This is a genomic window from Pseudomonas neuropathica, from assembly GCF_051174785.1.
GTDB lineage: Bacteria > Pseudomonadota > Gammaproteobacteria > Pseudomonadales > Pseudomonadaceae > Aquipseudomonas > Aquipseudomonas neuropathica_A.
Genome location: NZ_CP195111.1, coordinates 5,423,204 through 5,443,927 on the forward strand (window position 1 = coordinate 5,423,204; position 20,724 = coordinate 5,443,927).

General features: G+C 57.3%; 11 protein-coding genes and 1 other RNA gene. 9 read left to right on the plus strand and 3 right to left on the minus strand.

Annotation, left to right across the window (positions count from 1 at the left end; all coding sequences use genetic code 11):
* Positions 1–117: 117 nt before the first annotated feature.
* Both xdhB and xdhA read right to left on the minus strand, forming a co-directional pair.
* Positions 118–2,517, minus strand: a complete 2,400-nt coding sequence (gene xdhB, locus ACRRSD_RS24525) for a xanthine dehydrogenase molybdopterin binding subunit (RefSeq protein WP_435035804.1) — start codon at positions 2,515–2,517, stop codon at positions 118–120.
* Positions 2,510–3,964: a xanthine dehydrogenase small subunit gene (gene xdhA / locus ACRRSD_RS24530; RefSeq protein ID WP_435035806.1), complete on the minus strand. Its 1,455-nt coding sequence runs from the start codon at positions 3,962–3,964 to the stop codon at positions 2,510–2,512. The genes xdhB and xdhA overlap by 8 nt, the downstream gene beginning before the upstream one ends.
* Before the next feature lie 268 nt (positions 3,965–4,232).
* Between xdhA and ACRRSD_RS24535 the strand changes: the two genes are divergently transcribed.
* From ACRRSD_RS24535 to ACRRSD_RS24565, 7 genes are all read left to right on the plus strand, one after another.
* On the plus strand, positions 4,233–4,892 hold the full coding sequence (locus ACRRSD_RS24535; RefSeq protein ID WP_038365421.1) for a GntR family transcriptional regulator: 660 nt from the start codon (positions 4,233–4,235) through the stop codon (positions 4,890–4,892).
* Between the two features lie 2 nt (positions 4,893–4,894).
* Entirely contained in the window at positions 4,895–8,383 is a 3,489-nt protein-coding gene (smc, locus tag ACRRSD_RS24540) for a chromosome segregation protein SMC (RefSeq protein ID WP_401046921.1), read from the plus strand.
* A gap of 259 nt (positions 8,384–8,642) precedes the next feature.
* Entirely contained in the window at positions 8,643–9,506 is an 864-nt protein-coding gene (gene zipA / locus ACRRSD_RS24545) for a cell division protein ZipA (protein WP_038365417.1), read from the plus strand.
* A gap of 160 nt (positions 9,507–9,666) precedes the next feature.
* Positions 9,667–12,024, plus strand: coding sequence for an NAD-dependent DNA ligase LigA (ligA, locus tag ACRRSD_RS24550; protein ID WP_435035809.1), 2,358 nt, complete (start codon positions 9,667–9,669; stop codon positions 12,022–12,024).
* Between the two features lie 156 nt (positions 12,025–12,180).
* Positions 12,181–13,344, plus strand: a complete 1,164-nt coding sequence (locus tag ACRRSD_RS24555) for a zinc-binding metallopeptidase family protein (RefSeq protein ID WP_435035810.1) — start codon at positions 12,181–12,183, stop codon at positions 13,342–13,344.
* A gap of 134 nt (positions 13,345–13,478) precedes the next feature.
* Positions 13,479–13,575, plus strand: an RNA gene (gene ffs, locus ACRRSD_RS24560) — signal recognition particle sRNA small type.
* 389 nt (positions 13,576–13,964) lie between these two features.
* Positions 13,965–17,108: an NACHT domain-containing protein gene (locus ACRRSD_RS24565; RefSeq protein WP_435035811.1), complete on the plus strand. Its 3,144-nt coding sequence runs from the start codon at positions 13,965–13,967 to the stop codon at positions 17,106–17,108.
* Positions 17,109–17,316: 208 nt separating this feature from the next.
* On the opposite strand, the gene ACRRSD_RS24570 is transcribed toward ACRRSD_RS24565, so the two are convergent.
* Positions 17,317–18,066, minus strand: a complete 750-nt coding sequence (locus tag ACRRSD_RS24570) for a substrate-binding periplasmic protein (protein ID WP_435035813.1) — start codon at positions 18,064–18,066, stop codon at positions 17,317–17,319.
* A gap of 145 nt (positions 18,067–18,211) precedes the next feature.
* Here ACRRSD_RS24570 and dnaX point away from each other — a divergent pair, with 145 nt between their 5' ends.
* Positions 18,212–20,314, plus strand: a complete 2,103-nt coding sequence (dnaX, locus tag ACRRSD_RS24575; protein ID WP_435035815.1) for a DNA polymerase III subunit gamma/tau — start codon at positions 18,212–18,214, stop codon at positions 20,312–20,314.
* A gap of 67 nt (positions 20,315–20,381) precedes the next feature.
* Positions 20,382–20,720, plus strand: a complete 339-nt coding sequence (locus tag ACRRSD_RS24580) for a YbaB/EbfC family nucleoid-associated protein (RefSeq protein WP_016984747.1) — start codon at positions 20,382–20,384, stop codon at positions 20,718–20,720.
* The last annotated feature ends 4 nt before the right edge of the window (positions 20,721–20,724 follow it).

Here is a 20,724-nt window from a genome sequence, read left to right on the forward strand (position 1 = left end):
GTTCACCTCGACATCTTCGTTGTCTGTTCGGGCCTCTTCGCGAGCAAGCTCGCTCCCACATTTGGAATGCATCCCCTGTGGGAGCGAGCCTGCTCGCGAACGGCCCCGCCTCGGTCTTTAGAGCGGAGCCAACTCGATTTCAGCTTCAACGGCTTTCACCGCTTTCAGCTGACGCATCTGCTCACAGCCCCACAACACGCGCTCCGGTGTCGCCGGCGCATCAATCTGCGGCTGATGCTTGTAGTCACCGAGGCTCGCCACCGCATCCTTGATCGCACACCACGAGGCAATCCCGAGCATGAACGGCGGCTCACCGACCGCCTTGGAATGGAACACCGTGTCTTCCGGGTTCTTGCGGTTTTCCACCAGCTTCACTCGCAGATCCAGCGGCATGTCCGCCACGGCCGGGATCTTGTAGCTGGCCGGGCCGTTGGTCATCAGCTTGCCTTTGTTGTTCCAGACCAGCTCTTCCATGGTCAGCCAGCCCATGCCCTGAATGAAGCCACCTTCGACCTGACCGATGTCGATGGACGGGTTCAACGAAGCGCCGACGTCGTGAAGAATGTCGGTGCGCAGCATCTTGTACTCACCGGTCAGGGTGTCGACGATCACTTCGCAGCACGCCGCGCCGAAGGCGAAGTAGTAGAACGGACGACCACGCGCCTGGCTGCGGTCGTAATAGATTTTCGGGGTCTTGTAGAACCCGGTGCTCGACAGTGAGACCTGATTGAAATACGCCTGCTGGATCAGCGCTTCAAAAGTCAGAATGTGATCGCGAACACGCACGTGGCCGTTGTGGAATTCGACGTCTTCCTCAGTGACTTTGTAGTGACGCGCAGCGAATTCGATCAGGCGTTTCTTGATGATTTCCGCTGCGTTCTGCGCCGCTTTACCGTTCAGGTCAGCGCCGCTGGACGCCGCCGTCGGCGAGGTGTTCGGCACCTTGTCGGTGTTGGTCGCGGTGATCTGCACGCGGTCGATTTCAACCTGGAACACTTCGGCCACGACCTGCGCGACTTTGGTGTTCAGGCCCTGGCCCATTTCTGTGCCGCCGTGGTTCAGGTGGATGCTGCCGTCGGTGTAGATGTGGATCAGCGCACCGGCCTGGTTCAAGAAGCTCGCGGTGAAGGAAATGCCGAATTTCACCGGGGTCAGGGCCAGGCCTTTTTTCAGGATCGGGCTGTTGGCGTTGTAGCGACGGATCGCTTCACGGCGCTCGTGATATTGGCTGCTTTGTTCCAGTTCGGCGGTCATTTCCTCGAGCATGTTGTGCTCGACGGTCTGGTAGTAGTGGGTGACGTTGCGCTCGGTCTTGCCGTAGTAGTTGGCCTTGCGTACAGCCAGCGGATCGAGTTGCAGGTGACGGGCAATCGCGTCCATCACTTCTTCGATCGCGACCATGCCTTGTGGGCCACCGAAACCACGGTAAGCGGTGTTCGATGCGGTGTTGGTCTTGCAGCGGTGACCGTTGATGGTCGCATCGCCCAAGTAGTACGAGTTGTCCGAGTGGAACATCGCGCGGTCAACGATCGACGCGGACAAGTCCGGCGAGCAGCCGCAGTTGCCGGCCAGGTCCATGTTGATCCCGTGCAGGCGCCCGGTGCTGTCGAAGCCGACGTCATATTCGACGTAAAACGGGTGACGCTTGCCGGTCATCAGCATGTCTTCGACGCGCGGCAGACGCATCTTGGTCGGCTGGCCGGTGAGGTGCGCAACCACCGCGCACAGGCACGCCGGGCTGGCGGCCTGAGTTTCCTTGCCACCGAAACCACCGCCCATGCGGCGCATGTCGACAACGATTTTGTTCATCGACACGTCGAGCACTTCGGCGACCAGCTTTTGCACTTCGGTCGGGTTCTGCGTCGAGCAGTAGACGATCATGCCGCCGTCTTCGGTGGGCATCACCGAGGAGATTTGTGTCTCTAGATAAAAGTGTTCCTGGCCGCCGATGTGCAGCGTGCCTTGAATGCGGTGTTCAGCCGTTGCCAGCGCGGAAGCCGAATCGCCGCGCTGATGGGTGTGGCTGTCGAGGACGAAATGGCGTTTGCGCAGGGCTTCGACCACGTCGAGCACCGGTTCGAGGTCTTCGTATTCGATGATCGCCGCCATCGCGGCTTTGCGCGCGGTTTCCAGATCTTTCGCGGCCACGGCGAGCACCGGTTGACCGACGAATTGCACGTCATCGATGGCCAGCAGCGGGTCGCCCGGCATCAACGGGCCGATGTCTTTCAGGCCCGGCACGTCTTCGTGGGTGATGGCGATACGCACGCCTTCGAAGGCGTAGCACGGCGAGGTGTCGATGCTGATGATTTTCGCGTGGGCGCGGTCGGACAGGCGTGCATACAGGTGCAGCTGGTTGGGAAATTCCAGGCGGTCATCGATGTACTGCGCTTCACCGGACACGTGTTTGGCGGCGCTGTCGTGCTTGACACTGCGGCCGACACCTGTGGTCAGGTCCTTGGCGAACAATTCGGCCAGTTCCGCCTGGGTTTTTTCTACGCCGTGATGGTTAGACATAAGCGGTCACCCGAGTCTCGATGTGCGGTGTTTGCAGTTCGATGAAGTATTTGCGCAGCAGGTTCTGCGCGCTGAGCAGGCGATATTCCTTGCTGGCGCGGAAGTCCGAGAGCGGCGTGAAATCTTCCGCCAGTGCGGCGCAGGCACGTTCGACCACGGCGTTGTTGAACGGCGCACCGATCAGCGCGGCCTCGCAGTGGGCGGCACGTTTCGGGATCGCGGCCATGCCACCGAATGCCATGCGCGCGTCAGTGATCACACCGTTTTCCACTCGCAGATTGAAGGCGGCGCAGACGGCGGAGATGTCATCGTCCAGACGCTTGGAGACTTTGTAGGCGCGGAACAACTGCTCGGCAGTGGCGCGCGGCACGATGATCTTCTCGATGAATTCACTTTCCTGACGGGCCGTGACCTTGTAGTCGATGAAGTAATCTTCCAGGTTCAGCGTGCGGCGGGTTTCACCTTTGCACAGCACGACCTGCGCGCCGAGGGCGATCAGCAGCGGTGGCGAGTCGCCGATCGGCGAGGCGTTGCCGATGTTGCCGCCGAGGGTGCCTTGATTGCGGATTTGCAGCGAGGCGAAGCGGTGCAGCAGTTCGCCGAAGTCCGGGTACTCGGCGTTCAATGCTTCGTAGCAGTCGGAGAGGGCAGTGGCGGCGCCGATTTCGATGCGGTCGTCGAAGGTTTCGATGCGCTTCATTTCCGCGACATTGCCGACGTAGATCATCACCGGCAGAGTGCGGTGGAATTGAGTTACTTCCAGTGCCAGATCGGTGCCGCCGGCGAGCAGGCGCGCTTGTGGGTACGCGTCATAAAGGTCGGCCAGATCAGCGACTGTCAGCGGCACCAGGCAGCGCTTGTCGCCGCTGTTGAGTTCGCCGATATCGCTCGGGGCGATGGCTTTGAGGCGCGCGATGGTTTCCGCTTCGCGGGCATCGAACTGATCTGGTTGCTTGCCGCAGCAGGATTGTTCGGCAGCCGCCAGAATCGGCCGGTAGCCGGTGCAGCGGCAGAGGTTGCCGGCCAGCGCTTCGTGAGCCTTGGCGTGATCCGGTGCATCGCTGTTCTTTTGCAGGGCGAACAGCGACATGACGAAACCGGGGGTGCAGAAGCCGCACTGCGAGCCATGGCAGTCGACCATGGCTTTCTGCACGCTGTGCAGTTCGCCTTTGTGCTTGAGGTCCTCGACGCTGATCAATTGTTTGCCGTGCAGCGATGAAACAAAGGTCAGGCACGAGTTGAGGCTGCGATAGCGAATGTGTTCGCGGCCAGCGTCATCCGTTTGCAACTCGCCGACCACCACGGTGCAGGCGCCGCAGTCACCGCTGGCGCAACCTTCTTTGGTGCCGGACTTGCCCACGTGTTCACGCAGGTAATTGAGCACAGTCAGATTCGGGTCCAGGGCGTGCTCGCTACGGAGTTCCTGGTTAAGTAAAAACTGGATCACGGAAGGCCTCGCAGACTCATTATTGTTGTTAACCGACGTGAACCGAATTTAGCAGGTCTGACTTTTCGGTCAATGGTTTTCTGACTTAAAGGTCAGGAAAAAGCCTTTCGTCGATCACCAACGTTTCTATTCAGTATTGACCCTCATCGGTCACCGTGCTTTTTTGCGGGATTCGTGCCAAAAACCGCTGAGTGGGCACTCCGCCATGACCGTGCATTTGCGCTACACTGCGCCGCTTGTGCAGATCGATAGAGTTTGAAGGACAACCATGACGTTCAAGGCGCCGGACAGCCTCGCCGAGCAAATCGCTCACCACCTCGCCGAACGCATCATTCGTGGCGAAATGAAGCCGGGAGAGCGCATCCAGGAACAGAAGGTCACGCTGGCACTGAATGTCAGCCGCGGTTCGGTCCGCGAAGCCTTGCTGATCCTCGAACGTCGCCACCTGATCGCGATCCTGCCGCGTCGTGGCGCGCACGTCACCGAGCTGACGCCGCACAAGGTGCAGAGCCTGTGTACGCTGATGAGCGAGCTGTACATCCTGCTCGGCAATTCGGTGGCCAATGGCTGGCAAGTGCAGTCGGACATGGCGCCGTTCGTGCAGATCCAGCAGCGCCTGACCGCCAGCTACGAGCGTCAGGACATCCGCAGCTTCGTCGATGACAGCTTCAGCGTGATGCGCGCCGCTTATCCGTTCGCCAACAACCCGTATCTGCAAGAGACCGTCGAGAACCTGCAACCGGCGATGAGCCGCGCCTACTTCCTCGCCCTCGAACAGCGCAAGGCTTCAATGAGCGAGTTTCTCGAACTGTTCGAACGCCTGCTGGCCGCCGTGCTTGCCCGTGATTTGCCGCAGATCCGCATCGTGCTCACGGCTTATGCCCAGCGCAGCTGCGATCTGGTGGTTTCCGCCCTGACGGTTGCCTAAGCGTGCGGCTCAAGTGCATCAAACTGGCGGGATTCAAATCCTTTGTCGACCCGACCACGGTGAACTTCCCCAGTAACATGGCGGCGGTCGTCGGGCCGAACGGTTGCGGCAAGTCGAACATCATCGACGCCGTACGCTGGGTGATGGGCGAGAGTTCGGCGAAGAACCTCCGTGGCGAGTCGATGACCGACGTCATCTTCAACGGCTCGACCAGCCGCAAACCGGTGAGTCAGGCCAGTATCGAGCTGGTCTTCGACAACTCCGACGGCACCTTGCTCGGCGAATACGCGGCCTACGCCGAGATCTCGATTCGCCGCAAAGTAACCCGCGACAGCCAGACCACGTATTACCTCAACGGCACCAAATGCCGTCGCCGCGACATCACCGATATCTTCCTCGGCACCGGTCTGGGCCCGCGCAGTTACTCGATCATCGAGCAGGGGATGATCTCCAAGCTGATCGAATCCAAGCCCGAAGATCTGCGCAACTTTATCGAAGAAGCGGCGGGCATCTCCAAGTACAAGGAGCGCCGCCGCGAGACTGAAAACCGTATCCGTCGCACCCACGAAAACCTCGCGCGCCTGACTGACTTGCGCGAGGAGCTCGAGCGCCAACTCGAACGCCTGCACCGTCAGGCCGAAGCGGCGAAGAAGTATCAGGAATTCAAAGCCGAGGAGCGCCAGCTCAAGGCGCAATTGTCGGCCTTGCGCTGGCAGGACCTGAATGATCAGGTTGGCCAGCGCGAGTCGATCATCGGCACCCAGGAAATCAGTTTCGAAGCCTTGGTTGCTGAGCAGCGTAATGCGGATGCGGCCATCGAACGCCTGCGTGACGGGCACCATGACCTGTCCGAACGCTTCAATCTGGTGCAGGGGCGCTTCTATTCGGTCGGCGGCGACATCGCCCGGGTCGAGCAAAGTATCCAGCACGGCCAGCAGCGTTTGCGGCAGTTGCAGGACGACTTGAAAGAAGCCGAACGCGCACGCCTCGAAACCGAGTCGCACCTGGGCCACGACCGCACCTTGCTGCTGACCCTCGGCGAAGAGCTGGACATGCTCACCCCCGAGCAGGAAGTCACCAGCGCCGCCGCCGAAGAGGCTGCTGCCGCGCTGGAAGATTCCGAATCCGTCATGCATGGCTGGCAGGAGCAGTGGGACGCTTTCAACCTGACCGCTGCCGAACCGCGTCGTCAGGCTGAAGTGCAGCAGTCGCGCATCCAGCAGCTGGAAACCAGCATGGAGCGTCTCGCCGATCGGCAAAAGCGTCTCGGCGAAGAGCGCGCGTTGCTTTCGGCTGACCCGGAAGACGCGGCGATCATGGAACTCAACGAGCAGCTCGCCGAGTCCGAAGCGACCCTCGAAGATTTGCAGACCAGCGAAGAAGCGCAGGTCGAAAAACTCGAACAACTGCGTCAGGAGTTGCAGCAAGCGCTGACTGCGCAGCAGCAGGCTCAAGGTGACTTGCAGCGCCTCAACGGTCGCCTTGCGTCCCTTGAAGCCTTGCAGCAAGCCGCGCTGGATCCGGGCACCGGCACCGCCGAATGGCTGAAGGAACACAACCTCGCCGAGCGTCCGCGTCTGGCCGAAGGCCTGAAGGTTGAGGCTGGATGGGAATTGGCGGTGGAAACCGTGCTTGGCGCCGATCTGCAAGCGGTGCTGGTCGACGATTTCAGTGGCTTCGATTTGTCCGGTTTCACCCAAGGCGATTTGCGCTTGCTCAGCCCGGCCAGCGACGGCGTGCGCGTCGCGGGCAGCTTGCTGGACAAGGTCGACGCGCAGATCGATCTGTCGCCGTGGCTCGGTCAGGTCAAGCCAGTCGACAGCCTTGAGCAGGCCTTGGCCTTGCGCGGGCAGTTGAGCGCTGGCGAGAGCCTGATCAGCCGTGACGGTTACTGGGTTGGTCGGCATTTCCTGCGCGTGCGTCGGGCCAGCGAAGCAGAAAGCGGCATGCTCGCTCGTGGCCAGGAAATCGAAGCGCTGCATCTCGAACGCGAAGAGAAAGAAGCCACGGTCGAGGCCATGGAAACCCGTCTGCAAACCCTGCGCGCGCAACAGCGTCAACAAGAAAACGGCCGCGAACATTTGCGTCGTTTGCTGCAAGACGAGGCGCGTCAGCAAGGTGAACTGAAAGCGCAGTTGTCCGCCGGCAAAGCCAAGGCCGAACAGTTGACCTTGCGCCGTACCCGTCTCGATGAAGAGCTGGTCGAACTGGGCGAACAACGCGAACTCGAGCACGAACAGATCGGCGAAGCGCGCATGCAATTGCAGGACGCGCTGGATGCCATGGCGCTGGACACCGAGCAACGCGAATTGCTGCTGGCTCAGCGCGACAGCCTGCGCGAACGCCTCGACCGCGTGCGTCAGGAAGCGCGGCAGCACAAGGATCACGCCCATCAATTGGCCGTGCGTCTCGGCTCGTTGCGCGCGCAGCACGACTCCACGCGTCAGGCGCTGGAGCGTCTGGAGATGCAGGCCGAGCGTCTGACCGAAAAGCGCGAACAGTTGAGTCTGAACCTGGAGGAGGGCGAGGCACCGCTGGAAGAGCTGCGCCTGAAACTCGAAGAGTTGCTCGACAAGCGCATGACCGTCGACGAAGAACTCAAGACCGCGCAGATCGCGCTGGAAGACGCCGACCGCGAACTGCGCGACGCGGAAAAACGCCGGACTCAGGCCGAACAGCAATCGCAGTTGATTCGCGGCCAGCTCGAACAGCAGCGCATGGAATGGCAAGCCCTGACCGTGCGCCGCAAGGCCTTGCAGGATCAATTGCTCGAAGACGGCTACGATCTCAACGGCGTGCTCGCGACATTAACCGCACAGGCCAGTGAACGCGAAGCCGAAGAAGAACTCGAACGCATCAATGCGCGGATTCAGCGCCTGGGTGCGATCAACCTCGCGGCCATCGATGAATACACGCAACAGTCCGAGCGTAAACGTTATCTGGATGCGCAGGACGCCGATCTGGTCGAAGCGCTGGAGACCCTGGAAAACGTCATTCGCAAGATCGACAAGGAAACCCGCAACCGCTTCAAAGATACCTTTGATCAGATCAATGGCGGTTTACAGGCGCTTTTCCCAAAAGTTTTCGGTGGTGGACGGGCGTATTTGGAACTGACGGGCGAAGATCTACTCGATACAGGGGTAACGATCATGGCGCAGCCGCCCGGGAAGAAGAACAGCACCATCCATTTGCTCTCCGGCGGGGAAAAAGCCCTGACCGCGCTGGCACTGGTTTTTGCCATCTTCAAGTTGAACCCGGCGCCGTTCTGCATGCTCGATGAGGTTGACGCGCCACTGGATGACGCTAACGTTGGACGCTACGCACGCTTGGTCAAAGAGATGTCGCAGACCGTGCAGTTCATCTATATCACCCACAACAAGATCGCCATGGAAATGGCCGAGCAGTTGATGGGCGTAACGATGCATGAGCCGGGTTGTTCGCGACTGGTAGCCGTGGATGTCGAGGAGGCGATGGCGATGGTGGACGCCTGAGTCAGCGTGGTGTCGGAAAGGTAATTGGGTGCTGTAGGACTTTTTTACCGGCTTCGACTTGCTGGCCAATCGACATATTCGCGCAAGCCAATGAGACAGACGGTGTAAAGTTGTCTTTGGTCGTGCTAGTTTAATGTCAATTTTTCGTATACGTGGGCAAAACGCCTGTCAGAACATAGAGTTGGCGCCACGTTTTAAAGCGGTTTGCACAATGTAAACCCCTTATTTTTCAGCATTTTTTATAGAGGCACGGGATTACATGGAAATCGGTCTGCGCGAGTGGCTGATCGTCATCGGCATCATTGTGATAGCCGGTATTCTTTTCGATGGCTGGCGCCGTATGCGCGGCGGCAAGGGAAAACTGAAATTCCGTCTTGACCGAAGTCTGTCCAACCTGCCGGACGAGGACACCAGCGCTGAGCTGTTGGGCCCGGCCCGTGTGCTGGACACACATAAAGAGCCGCAACTGGACGAACACGATCTGCCGTCGGTGAGCATGCCGGCCCGCGAAGCACGCGAGCCTCGCGAATCCGGTTCGAAACGTGGCAAGCGTGGCAGCAATGGTCCGGCGCAGGGCGACCTGAACCTCGACCTGGATCTGGACGGCGGCCCGAGCTTCAGCAGCCGTGACGACGATTTCGCCGAAGACAGCAAGCCTTCGCCAGCGGTGGTCGACAAAGACCAGCCGCAAGCTGAAGAAGTTCTGGTGATCAGCGTGATCTGCCGCGACGCTGCCGGCTTCAAAGGCCCGGCGCTGTTGCAGAACATTCTCGAAAGCGGTCTGCGTTTCGGTGAGATGGATATTTTCCACCGTCACGAAAGCATGGCCGGCAACGGTGAAGTGCTGTTCTCCATGGCCAACGCGGTCAAGCCGGGCATCTTCGATCTGGACGATATCGACCATTTCAGCACTCCGGCGGTGAGCTTCTTCCTCGGCCTGCCAGGTCCGCGTCATCCGAAGCAAGCCTTCGACGTGATGGTGGCTGCAGCCCGCAAGCTGTCGCAGGAACTGAATGGCGAACTGAAAGATGACCAGCGCAGCGTTCTGACTGCACAAACGATTGAGCACTACCGTCAGCGCATCGTTGAATTCGAACGTCGCGCCCTGACCCAGAAGCGCTAAGGTCAAGATCAAAAGATCGCCGCCTCGTTTCACTCGATAGCTCCTGCAGGACTGCGATGTCTGTAGGAGCTGCCGAAGGCTGCGATCTTTTGCTTCTGCTGCCAGAGATAGATGAATTAGAGCAGCCTCGGCTGCTCTTTTGCTTTATGAGAGAACACCCATGACCGCCGCGAAAAACCGCATTCTAGAGCTGCGTGCTGAACTCGATCAGCACAACTACCGTTACCACGTCCTCGACGAGCCGAGCATTCCGGACGCCGAGTACGACCGGTTGTTCCACGAGCTCAAGGCACTGGAAGCGGCCAATCCGGAACTGATCACCAGCGACTCGCCGACCCAGCGTGTCGGCAGCGTGGCACTGACCGCATTCACTCAGGTAGGTCACGAAGTGCCGATGCTCAGCCTCGGCAATGCCTTCGAAGAAAACGACATGCGCGAGTTCGATCGCCGCGTCACCGAAGGTCTGGACCTGCCGGCCGGCGATCTGTTCGGTGGCGGTGCAGCAGTGGAATACAGCTGCGAGCCGAAACTCGATGGCCTGGCGGTCAGTCTGCTTTATCAGGACGGCGTGCTGGTACGCGGCGCCACACGCGGCGATGGCACTACCGGTGAAGACATCAGCGTCAACGTGCGCACCGTGCGCAACATTCCGCTGAAGCTGCACGGCGAAGGCTGGCCGGCGACCCTGGAAGTGCGCGGTGAAGTGTTCATGTCCAAGGCCGGTTTCGAGCGCCTCAACGCCTCGCAACTGGAAATCGGCGGCAAGACCTTCGCCAATCCACGCAACGCTGCGGCCGGCAGCCTGCGTCAGCTCGATTCGAAGATCACTGCTAACCGTCCGCTGGAGTTCTGCTGCTACGGCATCGGTCAGGTTTCCCACGATATTTCCGACACCCACATCGGCAACCTCAAGCAGTTGCAGAAGTGGGGCATGCCGATCAGCCACGAACTGAAACTGGCCAAGGGCATTGGCGAATGCCTGGATTACTACCGCGATATCGGCGAGCGGCGTAACTCGCTGACCTATGAAATCGACGGCGTGGTATTCAAGGTCAACAGCATTGCCGATCAGCGCGAACTGGGCTTCCGCGCCCGTGAGCCGCGCTGGGCGATCGCGCACAAATTCCCGGCGATGGAAGAACTCACCGAGTTGCTCGATGTGGAATTCCAGGTTGGCCGCACCGGCGCCGTGACGCCAGTGGCGCGTCTGAAACCGGTCAAGGTTGCCGGTGTGACCGTGGCCAACGCCACGCTGCACAACATGGATGAAGTCGCCCGTCTGGGCTTGATGATCGGCGACACCGTGATCATCCGCCGCGCCGGTGATGTGATTCCGCAAGTGGTGCAAGTGGTCATGGATCGCCGTCCGGAAAACGCGCGCGCGGTACAGATTCCAGAGAGCTGCCCGGTGTGCGGTTCGCACGTCGAGCGCACGCAACTGATCAAACGCAGCAAAGGCAAGGAAACCGTCAGCGAAGGCGCGGTGTATCGCTGCGTCGGGCGTCTGGCCTGCGGTGCGCAGTTGAAGCAGGCGATCATTCATTTTGTCTCGCGCCGGGCGATGGACATCGAAGGGCTGGGCGACAAGAGCGTCGAGCAACTGGTCGATGAAGGTCTGGTCAGTTCGCCGGCGGATCTGTATGCGCTGAAGTTCGACGACATCGTCGATCTCGAAGGCTTTGCCGAGGTCTCCAGCAACAAGCTGTTGGCGGCGATCGAAGACAGCAAGAAGCCTGGGCTCGCACGTTTCATCTATGCCTTGGGCATTCCCGATGTCGGCGAAGAGACGGCCAAGGTGCTGGCGCGCTCGCTGGGTTCGCTGGAGCGCGTGCAGCAGGCATTGCCGCAAGTGCTGACATACCTGCCGGATGTTGGGCTGGAAGTGGCGCACGAGATTCACAGCTTCTTCGAAGATGCGCATAACCAGCAGGTAATCACCGAGTTGCTCGGCCATGGTTTACAGATTCAGGATCAGGGTGAGTTGGGCGCGGAGTTCGCCGCCAGCACCACGCTGGGTGGCTTCCTCGACAAGCTGCACATTCCTTCGGTCGGCCCGGGCGGCGCGCAGAAACTGGCGGACAAGTTTGGCTCGCTGGAAGCGGTGATGAATGCTGACTGGCTGGACATGCGTCAGGCGTTGCCGGAGAAACAGGCGAATTCGGTGCGCGAGTTTTTTGCACTGCCTGAGAACCGGCAACTGGCCGAGACCTCCGAGAAGCAACTGCGTGATTTCGGCATGCACTGGCAGAGCGAGAAGAAAGTTGTCGAAGGTTTGCCGCTGTCCGGGGAGACTTGGGTGTTGACTGGCAAGGTTGAGTTGATGAGCCGTGATGTCGCCAAGGAGCATCTGGAAAGTCTGGGCGCCAAGGTTGCCGGTTCGGTGTCGGCGAAGACCCATTGTGTGGTTGCAGGCCCCGGCGCCGGGTCGAAACTGACCAAGGCCAATGAGCTGGGCGTGAAGGTGATGGACGAAGAAACCTTCATCGCCTTCCTCAAAACCCACGGCATCTCCGCCTGACCTGATCGTTCCCACGCTCCCGCGTGGGAATGCCGCCCCGGACGCTCCGCGTCCGCTGTGACGCAGAGCGTCACTGGATGCATTCCCACGCAGAGCGTTGGAACGATCAACCCGCAAGAATGATCTAGTCTTGGCAAGCCCCAGGGAGAGATCGCCATGCACCGCTTTTTCGAGCAGCTCAGTTCCCGCATCATCGCGCCGTTCATGGGCGAATCCTCGCGCAACAGCAAAGTCTGGCCGTGCCGCTGCGGCCAGTCGCTGTTCTTTCGCAACAGCCAGTGCCTGGCGTGCAACGCCTTGCTCGGTTATCAACCGGAAGAAAGTCGCCTGACTTCGCTGCAACCGGGGCCGTACGAGGGCACCTGGACGCTCGACGCCGATCCCGATGCCGGACTGTTCCGCCGCTGCGCCAACCTCGACACAGCCGCCGCGTGCAACTGGCTGCTGCCGGCCAACGATCACGACAGCCTGTGCGTCGCCTGCAGCCTCAATCGGACCATTCCCGACCTGTCCGACCCGGACAACCCCGAACGCTGGCGCAAAGTCGAAATCGCCAAGCGGCGTCTCGTCGCGCAACTGATTACCCTCGGCCTGCAAGTCATCCCGAAAGCCGTCGATGAAGACACCGGGCTGGCCTTCGATTTCATCGGCGTCGACCTCGAAGGCAACGCGCCGATGACCGGCCACGCCAACGGCCTGATCACCCTCGACATCAAAGAAGCCGACGACGCCCACCGCGAGCAGGTGAGGGCGGCGATGCACGAACCCTATCGCACGCTGCTCGGGCATTTTCGTCATGAGGTCGGCCACTATTACTGGGATCGCCTGATCGCCGACGGCCCATGGCTCGGCTCATTCCGCAACCTGTTCGGCGACGAACGCGCCAGTTACGCCGAGGCGCTCGATCGTCACTATCAACAAGGCGCACCGCTCGACTGGCCGCAACACTACGTCAGCGCCTACGCAACCATGCATCCGTGGGAAGACTGGGCGGAAACCTGGGCGCATTACCTGCACATGATGGACGCGGTCGACACGGCACTGGGCTTCGGCATGAGCGCACGGGAAATGGATTTCGACTACCAGCCGTTTCCGACCAGCACGCTGTACGACCCGGAACATCCCGGCGGTGAGGCGTTCCTTTCATTCGTCAACGCGTGGATCGAACTGGCGGGCATGCTCAATGAACTGTCGCGCAGCATGGGCCAACCGGATTTCTACCCGTTCGTGCTGCCGGCCTCGGCGATTGCCAAGCTGCACTTCATTCATCTGGTGATCCAGCAGGCGGTGGGCCGGGCGGACGAGGTGTTGGCCCTGTAGGCACTGGCGTCGGCTGCGATCTTTATGTCCTTGAAGCGATTCATATTTTTAATCTGCAACCAACGGTTGTAACTTCGTCTCAGATAGGTACAATGGCGCGGCTCGCCGACAGGCAAGCGTCGTTATGGTGACCCCATCGGTCCCCCCGCAACGATTACCCGTGAACCTGGTCAGAGCCGGAAGGCAGCAGCCACAGCGGGAACATTGTGTGCCGGGGTGTGGCTGGTGGGGTTACCACCTTAACGAACAATCGAACGCTTCAACCAGAACTGCATGGGTTTCGCCCACTGCGGTTTTTTTGTGCCTGCGATTTGTCATCAGTCAACACGTTTTTTATGCTGGGCAGCGGGTGGATGTCAATCAATCCTAAAGTTGAACTGATGCGATCATTATCTTTGAGTATCACCATTTTTTCCGTGAGTCAGTGTTATCGGTGATCCTAAACGTGGCATTTCTCGGCCTGCGTTAGCGATCTGATCGCAGCGGTAAATCAGTGCTTCTCGGGATGGCAGATAAAGGCTATGTCAAAGGTCATCGCTGAAATTTAATCTCTATCGCCATTCGTACGTGGCGTTGATGTATTATCGAATGTTATGGGCTAATAGCAAAGCTAGAGTGCCGTGAAAGTCGTTGGAGTTGTTGCCAAGGGGGGCGATATGGAATCGAAGTTATCTGCAAATCATAAGTTTGTACTCATGGTGATTGTTGTTGGGTTTTTTGTTGTTGGAATTGCATATTTTGCCTCGGGGCTCATGGCAGTTTTTGCAGCAGGTTTTTTGTGCGTTTTACTGTATATGTTGCGCGTATTGGTAATGCCTGCTGGCTACGGTGCTAATAAAATTCGGACATTATCTTTAATTGGTGCTCTGGGATTGGCCGCTTCTTGGGGGGCTTGGTCGGGAGCACTTAACTCAGTGATTATTGCGTTTAGTCATGATCAGGGCGTTTTGGATAATTACCCATGGCTGAAATATTTGAAGTTTGATTCTCAGCCGTCCGCTTTGGTGCTGTTTTTTGTATTTTCGTGTATTTTTGTTGTGAATTTTTTTATGCGTGACAGGAGTATTGGTAGCGGGCATCCCGTCCCGCTTGAAAAGGATTTTCCGGGTGAAACGTTTCAGGGAAAGCTTGAATCATTCTGTTCCAGTCTCTATCAAAGTCTTGTAGTTATCGATAGGGTGAGTAATTGGAGTCCAGAGCATTATACTGAGCTTCAAGCTGAAGTTGAGGTGCTGCCTGCACATGGAATGGTACCTAAAAGAAAGATAATGAATTTGCAGGAAGCAATTAGGTCTGATCGGACATCTCAATCGTTCCTTATTCTAGGCGTTCCTGGCGCTGGTAAGAGTGTTGCCTTACGAAAGCTTGCTCGAGATATGCTTAGGGAGGTTGGAAGAACCGGGCGAGTACCAATATATGTAAATCTTAGGGAGTGGGTTTCTGAACTGGATGTCGACGCCGTGCGCACTCGGTTTGATGTAAAGGAATTAGAAGTTTTCGTAACTGAGAATATAAAAAAAAGAGGTGATGTTTTCGTTGAAGAATTCGTAGATGAGCATTTTAGAGATCTCTGGCGGCATGGTCGATTATTTTTTATCTTTGATTCATTTGATGAAATTCCCGAATTGCTGGACGCTAACGAAGATTCGGAAATAATAAACTCGCTTTCTGATGTTATTTCGAGATTTATTTCGAGCCACAAAAACTCACGTGGTGTATTGGCCTCGCGAATATTCAGAAAACCCACGCAAGCATTTCTCGCACAGAAGACGCTCGAAATACGACCGTTATCAGAGTCTAGTATTCTTGAGGCTTTGAATCGCTATCCTGAATTTAGCTCGGATCTCAAAGCCTCATTGTTTAGAGATCGGCTTGATTTGATTCCCTTGGCGCGAAATCCATTTTTAATGACGCTGCTCGGATCTTGGGTCAGTCTTCAACATGATTTGCCGCAAAACCAAGCTCAGATATATGAGAGTTATATTAGGTCTAGACTTGGGCAGTGCGCATCGAAGATGACGCAATATGATTTAACTATTGATGAGGTTTTGGCAATAACAACCGATATCGCTTGGTTTGTTTTTAATTCTCCTTCGTTCGGGTTGGAAGCTCCCGTGGTAGTGATTAATGATCACGTTTTGTCGCGCAAGGTTCAAGCCGTTATTTATATATTAAATTTTGCGAGAATCGCTCGAGTAACGGAGGGCGATGATAAATCATTCGCCTTTGTTCATCGGCGGTTTTTGGAGTATTTTGTTACTGTAAAATTGCTTGAGAATCCGTTAGAAGCCCCAATTGACCATATTCCTACAGACTCCCGCGGGCGAGATGCATTGGTGCTGTATGCACAGCTCTGTGAGCTGGATGAGGCAAGACGGTTAGCAGATATCTGCTGGAAAGAGATTCAAGACACTTTTGAAGATGACACCCAGCGCCTTCGCGCGATCCATTGCCTGAGATTTTTGATTGATGCTTACTGTTCCCGTCGATCGGCTATAGATGGGTTTGAAGAGCAGTTGAGTGCATTTATTATGAGCCATGTTTCTGGTGGGGATAGTATTATACTCGCGAAAATATGCTTGGAAGGCACAGGCTTGTTATCTGAGATTGAGTCTGCGCCTGTGCTTTCTGTCGCTATTTCTGGTACGGATACTTGGTTGCAAGAAACGGCATTTCGTGCTTGCCGGCATTTGCCAAGGATGGAGAAGAAACTTGAAGAGGGTATTTCCCGTTATGTTTCTGAAATCCCGATAGTGCATTTCTGGAAGAATCGAACAAGCATAAATTTGAGTTTGTCGTTGTCTGAGGCTTTAAAGGGTGTATATCGGACGTCTAGAGTAAGAGAGGCTAATCTGAAGATGTCAGTATCTGCGGCGTTGGCTTCAATGGTTGCAGTTCCGTATATTTGGATATTTGGTATGTTCTATGTCGTTTTGACCATGCTTGCTTTTTTTGGAGTGGCAGCGCATCTGAATTCTACTAAGCAAAAGGCGACAGTCGCGACCTTGAAAAATGGGGGCAGAAGCGGGAGTGGATCGATAAATGATTTTGTAAGAAAAATGCTGCGTGGTTCTACAACGTTGAATTTTTTCATTACTACTACAAGGATTTTTCTAGGAATTCTTCTGTTGGTGGTTGGTGCGCTTTATCTCTCTGTTCCAGATGGCTTAGGGGGTTTTGGTGGTTTGTATGGTTCTGAGTTCGAGGAAAGTTATTCGGTTCCTAAATATTTTCTCTCTCTTGGATTAATTGTCTGTGGCGGATTGATGTTGGATTGGTTGTTGACCCTGCGTGCGGCTCGTGCATTTTATAAAAATATTAGTAATCTGAAAGCATTGTTTTTGGTGGCGGCGATGTTGGTCGTGACCGTTTCGATTGTCTGCTTTATGGAATATATACTTGGTTACCTCGCAAATCATAAGGTGACTAGCTACATATTGGGGGGCTTACTTGGTGTGGTGGTGATTGTTGTGTTTTTCGTGATTTTGTGGTCCATGGCTAGATCGTGTTTTATGGTCGTTAGGGATGTTGTTTTGTTGAATGGCATTAGGATTAATTCCCGAATGGCAAGGGAAGATATCTCGCGTGCATTACTTTTGCTTTCAACTGAACATGGAAAAACATTGTTGGTTAATAAGCTTGATAGGAATAGGGTTGTCGCTATAGGTGTTTGGCCTGATAGCTTTAAACTGGCCGTAGGATCGGGGTCATCAATTTCAGCGCTTGCGCGATTGGAAGAGCGATGGTTGAAGCTGGATAGGTGATTTTGGTTTTTGCTTTGATTTGGATTTTGTCAAGTTTTATTGGGGGAGTTGGTTCGAGTTGTATTTTTATTTTTGTCTGAAGCAGTGGGTTATATATGGGTGTGGAGAGTGCGCCGTTAATTGTAAATAGGTTTTTGCAATTTTTTTCATCGGTGTGACTTCGGCGATTTTACCGAGTACTTCGAGTTTATAGTGCCCGGGGGAGAAGTTATTGGTTGTCTTTAGAGTTTCCTGTATACAGCCGGATAATCTCATCAATCTCCCCCGACATTTTCATCCGCAGCAACGTGCGCAATATCCGTTGCACCGGCACCTTCGGATCATTCCTCACATAGCAACCCACCTTCTGCTCCTGCAACACGGCGACACCTTGCAGTTGCTGCTCAGGCATCAATCGCTGGTTAAACCAGTCCAGCGTCCACTGATTACTCACCGCATAGCGATAACGCCCGGCCAGCAATTTCTCCAACACCTGCTCCTGATTACGCGCATCTTCACGTTGCAGTCGATCAGCATCAAACAACGGTTGCAGGGTAGGGTAGGTGTAGCCCAGAACGGTACCGATGGACTGGCGGGGCAGGTGCGCGGGGTCGGCGCTGGCAGGTTGATCCTTGCGGCTGATCAATAGATCGCGCTGGAAGAAGAGCGGAAGACTCCAGATGTAATCCCCCGACTGATTCGGCAGCCACGATTGTGCGGCATAGCAGCGCACATCAATCTCGCCGTGCTCCATAGACGTCTGCACGCGGGCGCGGGGCAGGACGTGAAACTCGGCGGGTACGCCGACCTGCGTGGCCAGGCTGAGCAACAGGTCGTAAAGAATGCCTTGCGTCGGTCGCCCGCGTTCGTATTGCACCATCGGCATCGCCCAGCTGTCGGGCATGGCGAAGCGCAGCGGGGTTTCCGCTGCCGTTACATTCAGGCTGATTCCCAGCAACGCCCCCACAGCCCACCGCATAAACGCTCCGGTAATTTTCGATCCCGAACCGATAAAAGCCTCTGCTCATGCAGCTTAGCCATATTAGACGAGGACACCGGATGCAATTTTGCCCTTGCTCCGCTAGCATTAGCCGCTTCAGCTTCCTTCGTTGCGACGGTTTTCGATGAGTTATCAGGTTCTTGCACGTAAATGGCGTCCGCGCTCGTTCCGCGAAATGGTCGGCCAGACCCATGTGCTCAAGGCTCTGATCAATGCCTTGGACAGCCAGCGGCTGCACCACGCGTACCTGTTTACCGGTACGCGCGGGGTGGGTAAAACCACGATTGCGCGGATCATTGCCAAATGCCTGAACTGTGAGACAGGTATCACTTCCAGCCCCTGCGGCGAGTGTTCGGTTTGCCGGGAAATCGACGAGGGTCGTTTCGTCGACCTGATCGAGATCGACGCCGCGAGCCGCACCAAGGTCGAAGACACCCGTGAACTGCTCGACAACGTGCAGTACGCGCCAAGCCGTGGGCGCTTCAAGGTCTACCTGATCGACGAAGTGCACATGCTTTCCAGCCATTCCTTCAATGCGCTGCTGAAAACCCTCGAAGAGCCACCGCCGTACGTCAAGTTCATCCTGGCGACCACTGACCCGCAGAAACTTCCGGCAACGATTTTGTCGCGCTGCCTGCAGTTCTCGCTGAAGAACATGACGCCGGAGCGTGTGGTCGAGCATTTGACCCACGTTCTCACTGCCGAAAACGTGCCGTTCGAAGACGATGCACTCTGGCTGCTCGGTCGCGCCGCTGACGGTTCGATGCGGGATGCCATGAGCCTGACCGATCAGGCGATTGCTTTCGGTGAAGGCAAGGTTCTCGCTACCGACGTGCGGGCAATGCTCGGCACGCTGGATCACGGTCAGGTCTATGACGTTCTGCATTCGTTGATCGAAGGCGACGCCAAGGCGTTGCTCGAAGCGGTGCGTCACTTGGCCGAACAAGGCCCGGACTGGAACGGCGTGCTCTCGGAAATTCTCAACGTGCTGCACCGCGTGGCCATCGCTCAGGCGTTGCCGGAAGGTGTCGACAACGGCCATGGCGACCGCGATCGCGTGCTGGCATTGGCGCAGGCCTTGCCGGCCGAAGACGTGCAGTTCTATTACCAGATGGGCCTGATCGGCCGCCGCGATTTGCCGCTGGCGCCGGATCCGCGCGGTGGTTTCGAAATGGTCTTGCTGCGGATGCTCGCCTTCCGGCCGGCAGATACCGCGGACGCCCCGAGGCTACCGCTAAAGCCAGTGGGAATCAGCCAGGCCACAGTTGATTCCGCAAACTCCGTGGCTGCCGCGCCTGAACCTGCGCCGGTAGTCGCTGCGGCTGTTGCGCCGACACCTGCTGCAGCACCTGCGCCAGTGGCTGCACCTGAACCGGCTCCCGAGCCGGCACCGGTTGCTGCGGTTGCTGCGCCAGAACCTGAACCTGAACCTGCGCCAATCGTTGCCGAGGCCGTCGTCGACCTGCCGTGGAATGACCCGGTGGAACCCGAGGCCGACCCCGAACCTGCACAGCAACCCGCCGTCGAGCCGGTACTGGAAACCACCGCTGAGCAACCCGAGTTGCCGCCGATGCCGCTGCCGACCCCGGACAGCGTCGTCCCGGAGGCGCCTGAGTGGGCTGCCGCGCCGATTCCCGAGCCGTCGGTCGCCGACGTCGATGCCGCCACACCGGGCATGGACCTGGATGACGAGCCGCCGCTGGACGAGGACTACATCGAGCCGGACATCGATTCGGCCTACAGCTATCTCGACGAACTGGCCAGTGAGCACGCCGCCGAGCCTGCCCCGGAACCCGAGCCAGAACCGGCTGCGGCACCGGCCACAGGTCTGGCGCTGCAATGGCTGGAGCTGTTCCCGAAACTGCCAATCTCCGGCATGACCGGCAGCATCGCCGCCAACTGCACATTGATCGCCGTCGATGGCGACCATTGGCTGATGCACCTCGACCCGGCGCACAGCGCACTGTTCAACGCCACGCAGCAACGGCGCCTGAACGATGCGCTGAACCAGTTCCACGGTCGCACGCTGACCCTGACCATCGAGCTGATCAAGCCCGAGCAGGAAACCCCGGCCCAGGCCGCGTCCCGTAGGCGCGCCAACCGTCAGCGCGAGGCGGAGGAGTCGATCCATGGCGATCCGTTCATCCAGCAGATGGTTCAGCAGTTCGGTGCGGTGGTGCGACACGATACTATTGAACCTGTCGACGCCTTGGTCGCCCAAGGCTAATAACTGAAGGTGCCCGGCCTTGCTGGCCGGGCGCTGTTTTGATCCAAGTACTTTTGAGGTGATTCCCATGATGAAAGGTGGCATGGCCGGCCTGATGAAGCAGGCGCAGCAGATGCAGGAAAAAATGGCCAAGATGCAGGAAGAACTGGCCAACGCCGAAGTCACCGGTAAGGCCGGCGGCGACATGGTCACCGTGGTGATGACCGGTCGTCACGACGTCAAAAGCGTAAGCATCGACCCAAGTCTGGTCGAAGGCATGAGCGAAGATGACAAAGAAATGCTGGAAGCGGTCATCGCCTCCGCCGTCAACGACGCCGTGCGCAAGATCGAAAAGAACAGCCAGGACAAAATGGGCAACATGACCGCCGGCATGAACCTGCCAGCCGGTATGAAACTGCCATTCTGATTCG

Bases quoted from the DNA above. Each gene is read 5' to 3' on its own strand.
- zipA (WP_038365417.1), top strand. From the start codon at position 8,643: ATGGAAATCGGTCTGCGCGAGTGGCTGATCGTCATCGGCATCATTGTG.
- ACRRSD_RS24580 (WP_016984747.1), top strand. From the start codon at position 20,382: ATGATGAAAGGTGGCATGGCCGGCCTGATGAAGCAGGCGCAGCAGATG.
- xdhB (WP_435035804.1), bottom strand. From the start codon at position 2,517: ATGTCTAACCATCACGGCGTAGAAAAAACCCAGGCGGAACTGGCCGAA.
- ACRRSD_RS24555 (WP_435035810.1), top strand. From the start codon at position 12,181: ATGCACCGCTTTTTCGAGCAGCTCAGTTCCCGCATCATCGCGCCGTTC.
- dnaX (WP_435035815.1), top strand. From the start codon at position 18,212: ATGAGTTATCAGGTTCTTGCACGTAAATGGCGTCCGCGCTCGTTCCGC.
- ACRRSD_RS24535 (WP_038365421.1), top strand. From the start codon at position 4,233: ATGACGTTCAAGGCGCCGGACAGCCTCGCCGAGCAAATCGCTCACCAC.
- ACRRSD_RS24570 (WP_435035813.1), bottom strand. From the start codon at position 18,066: ATGCGGTGGGCTGTGGGGGCGTTGCTGGGAATCAGCCTGAATGTAACG.
- ligA (WP_435035809.1), top strand. From the start codon at position 9,667: ATGACCGCCGCGAAAAACCGCATTCTAGAGCTGCGTGCTGAACTCGAT.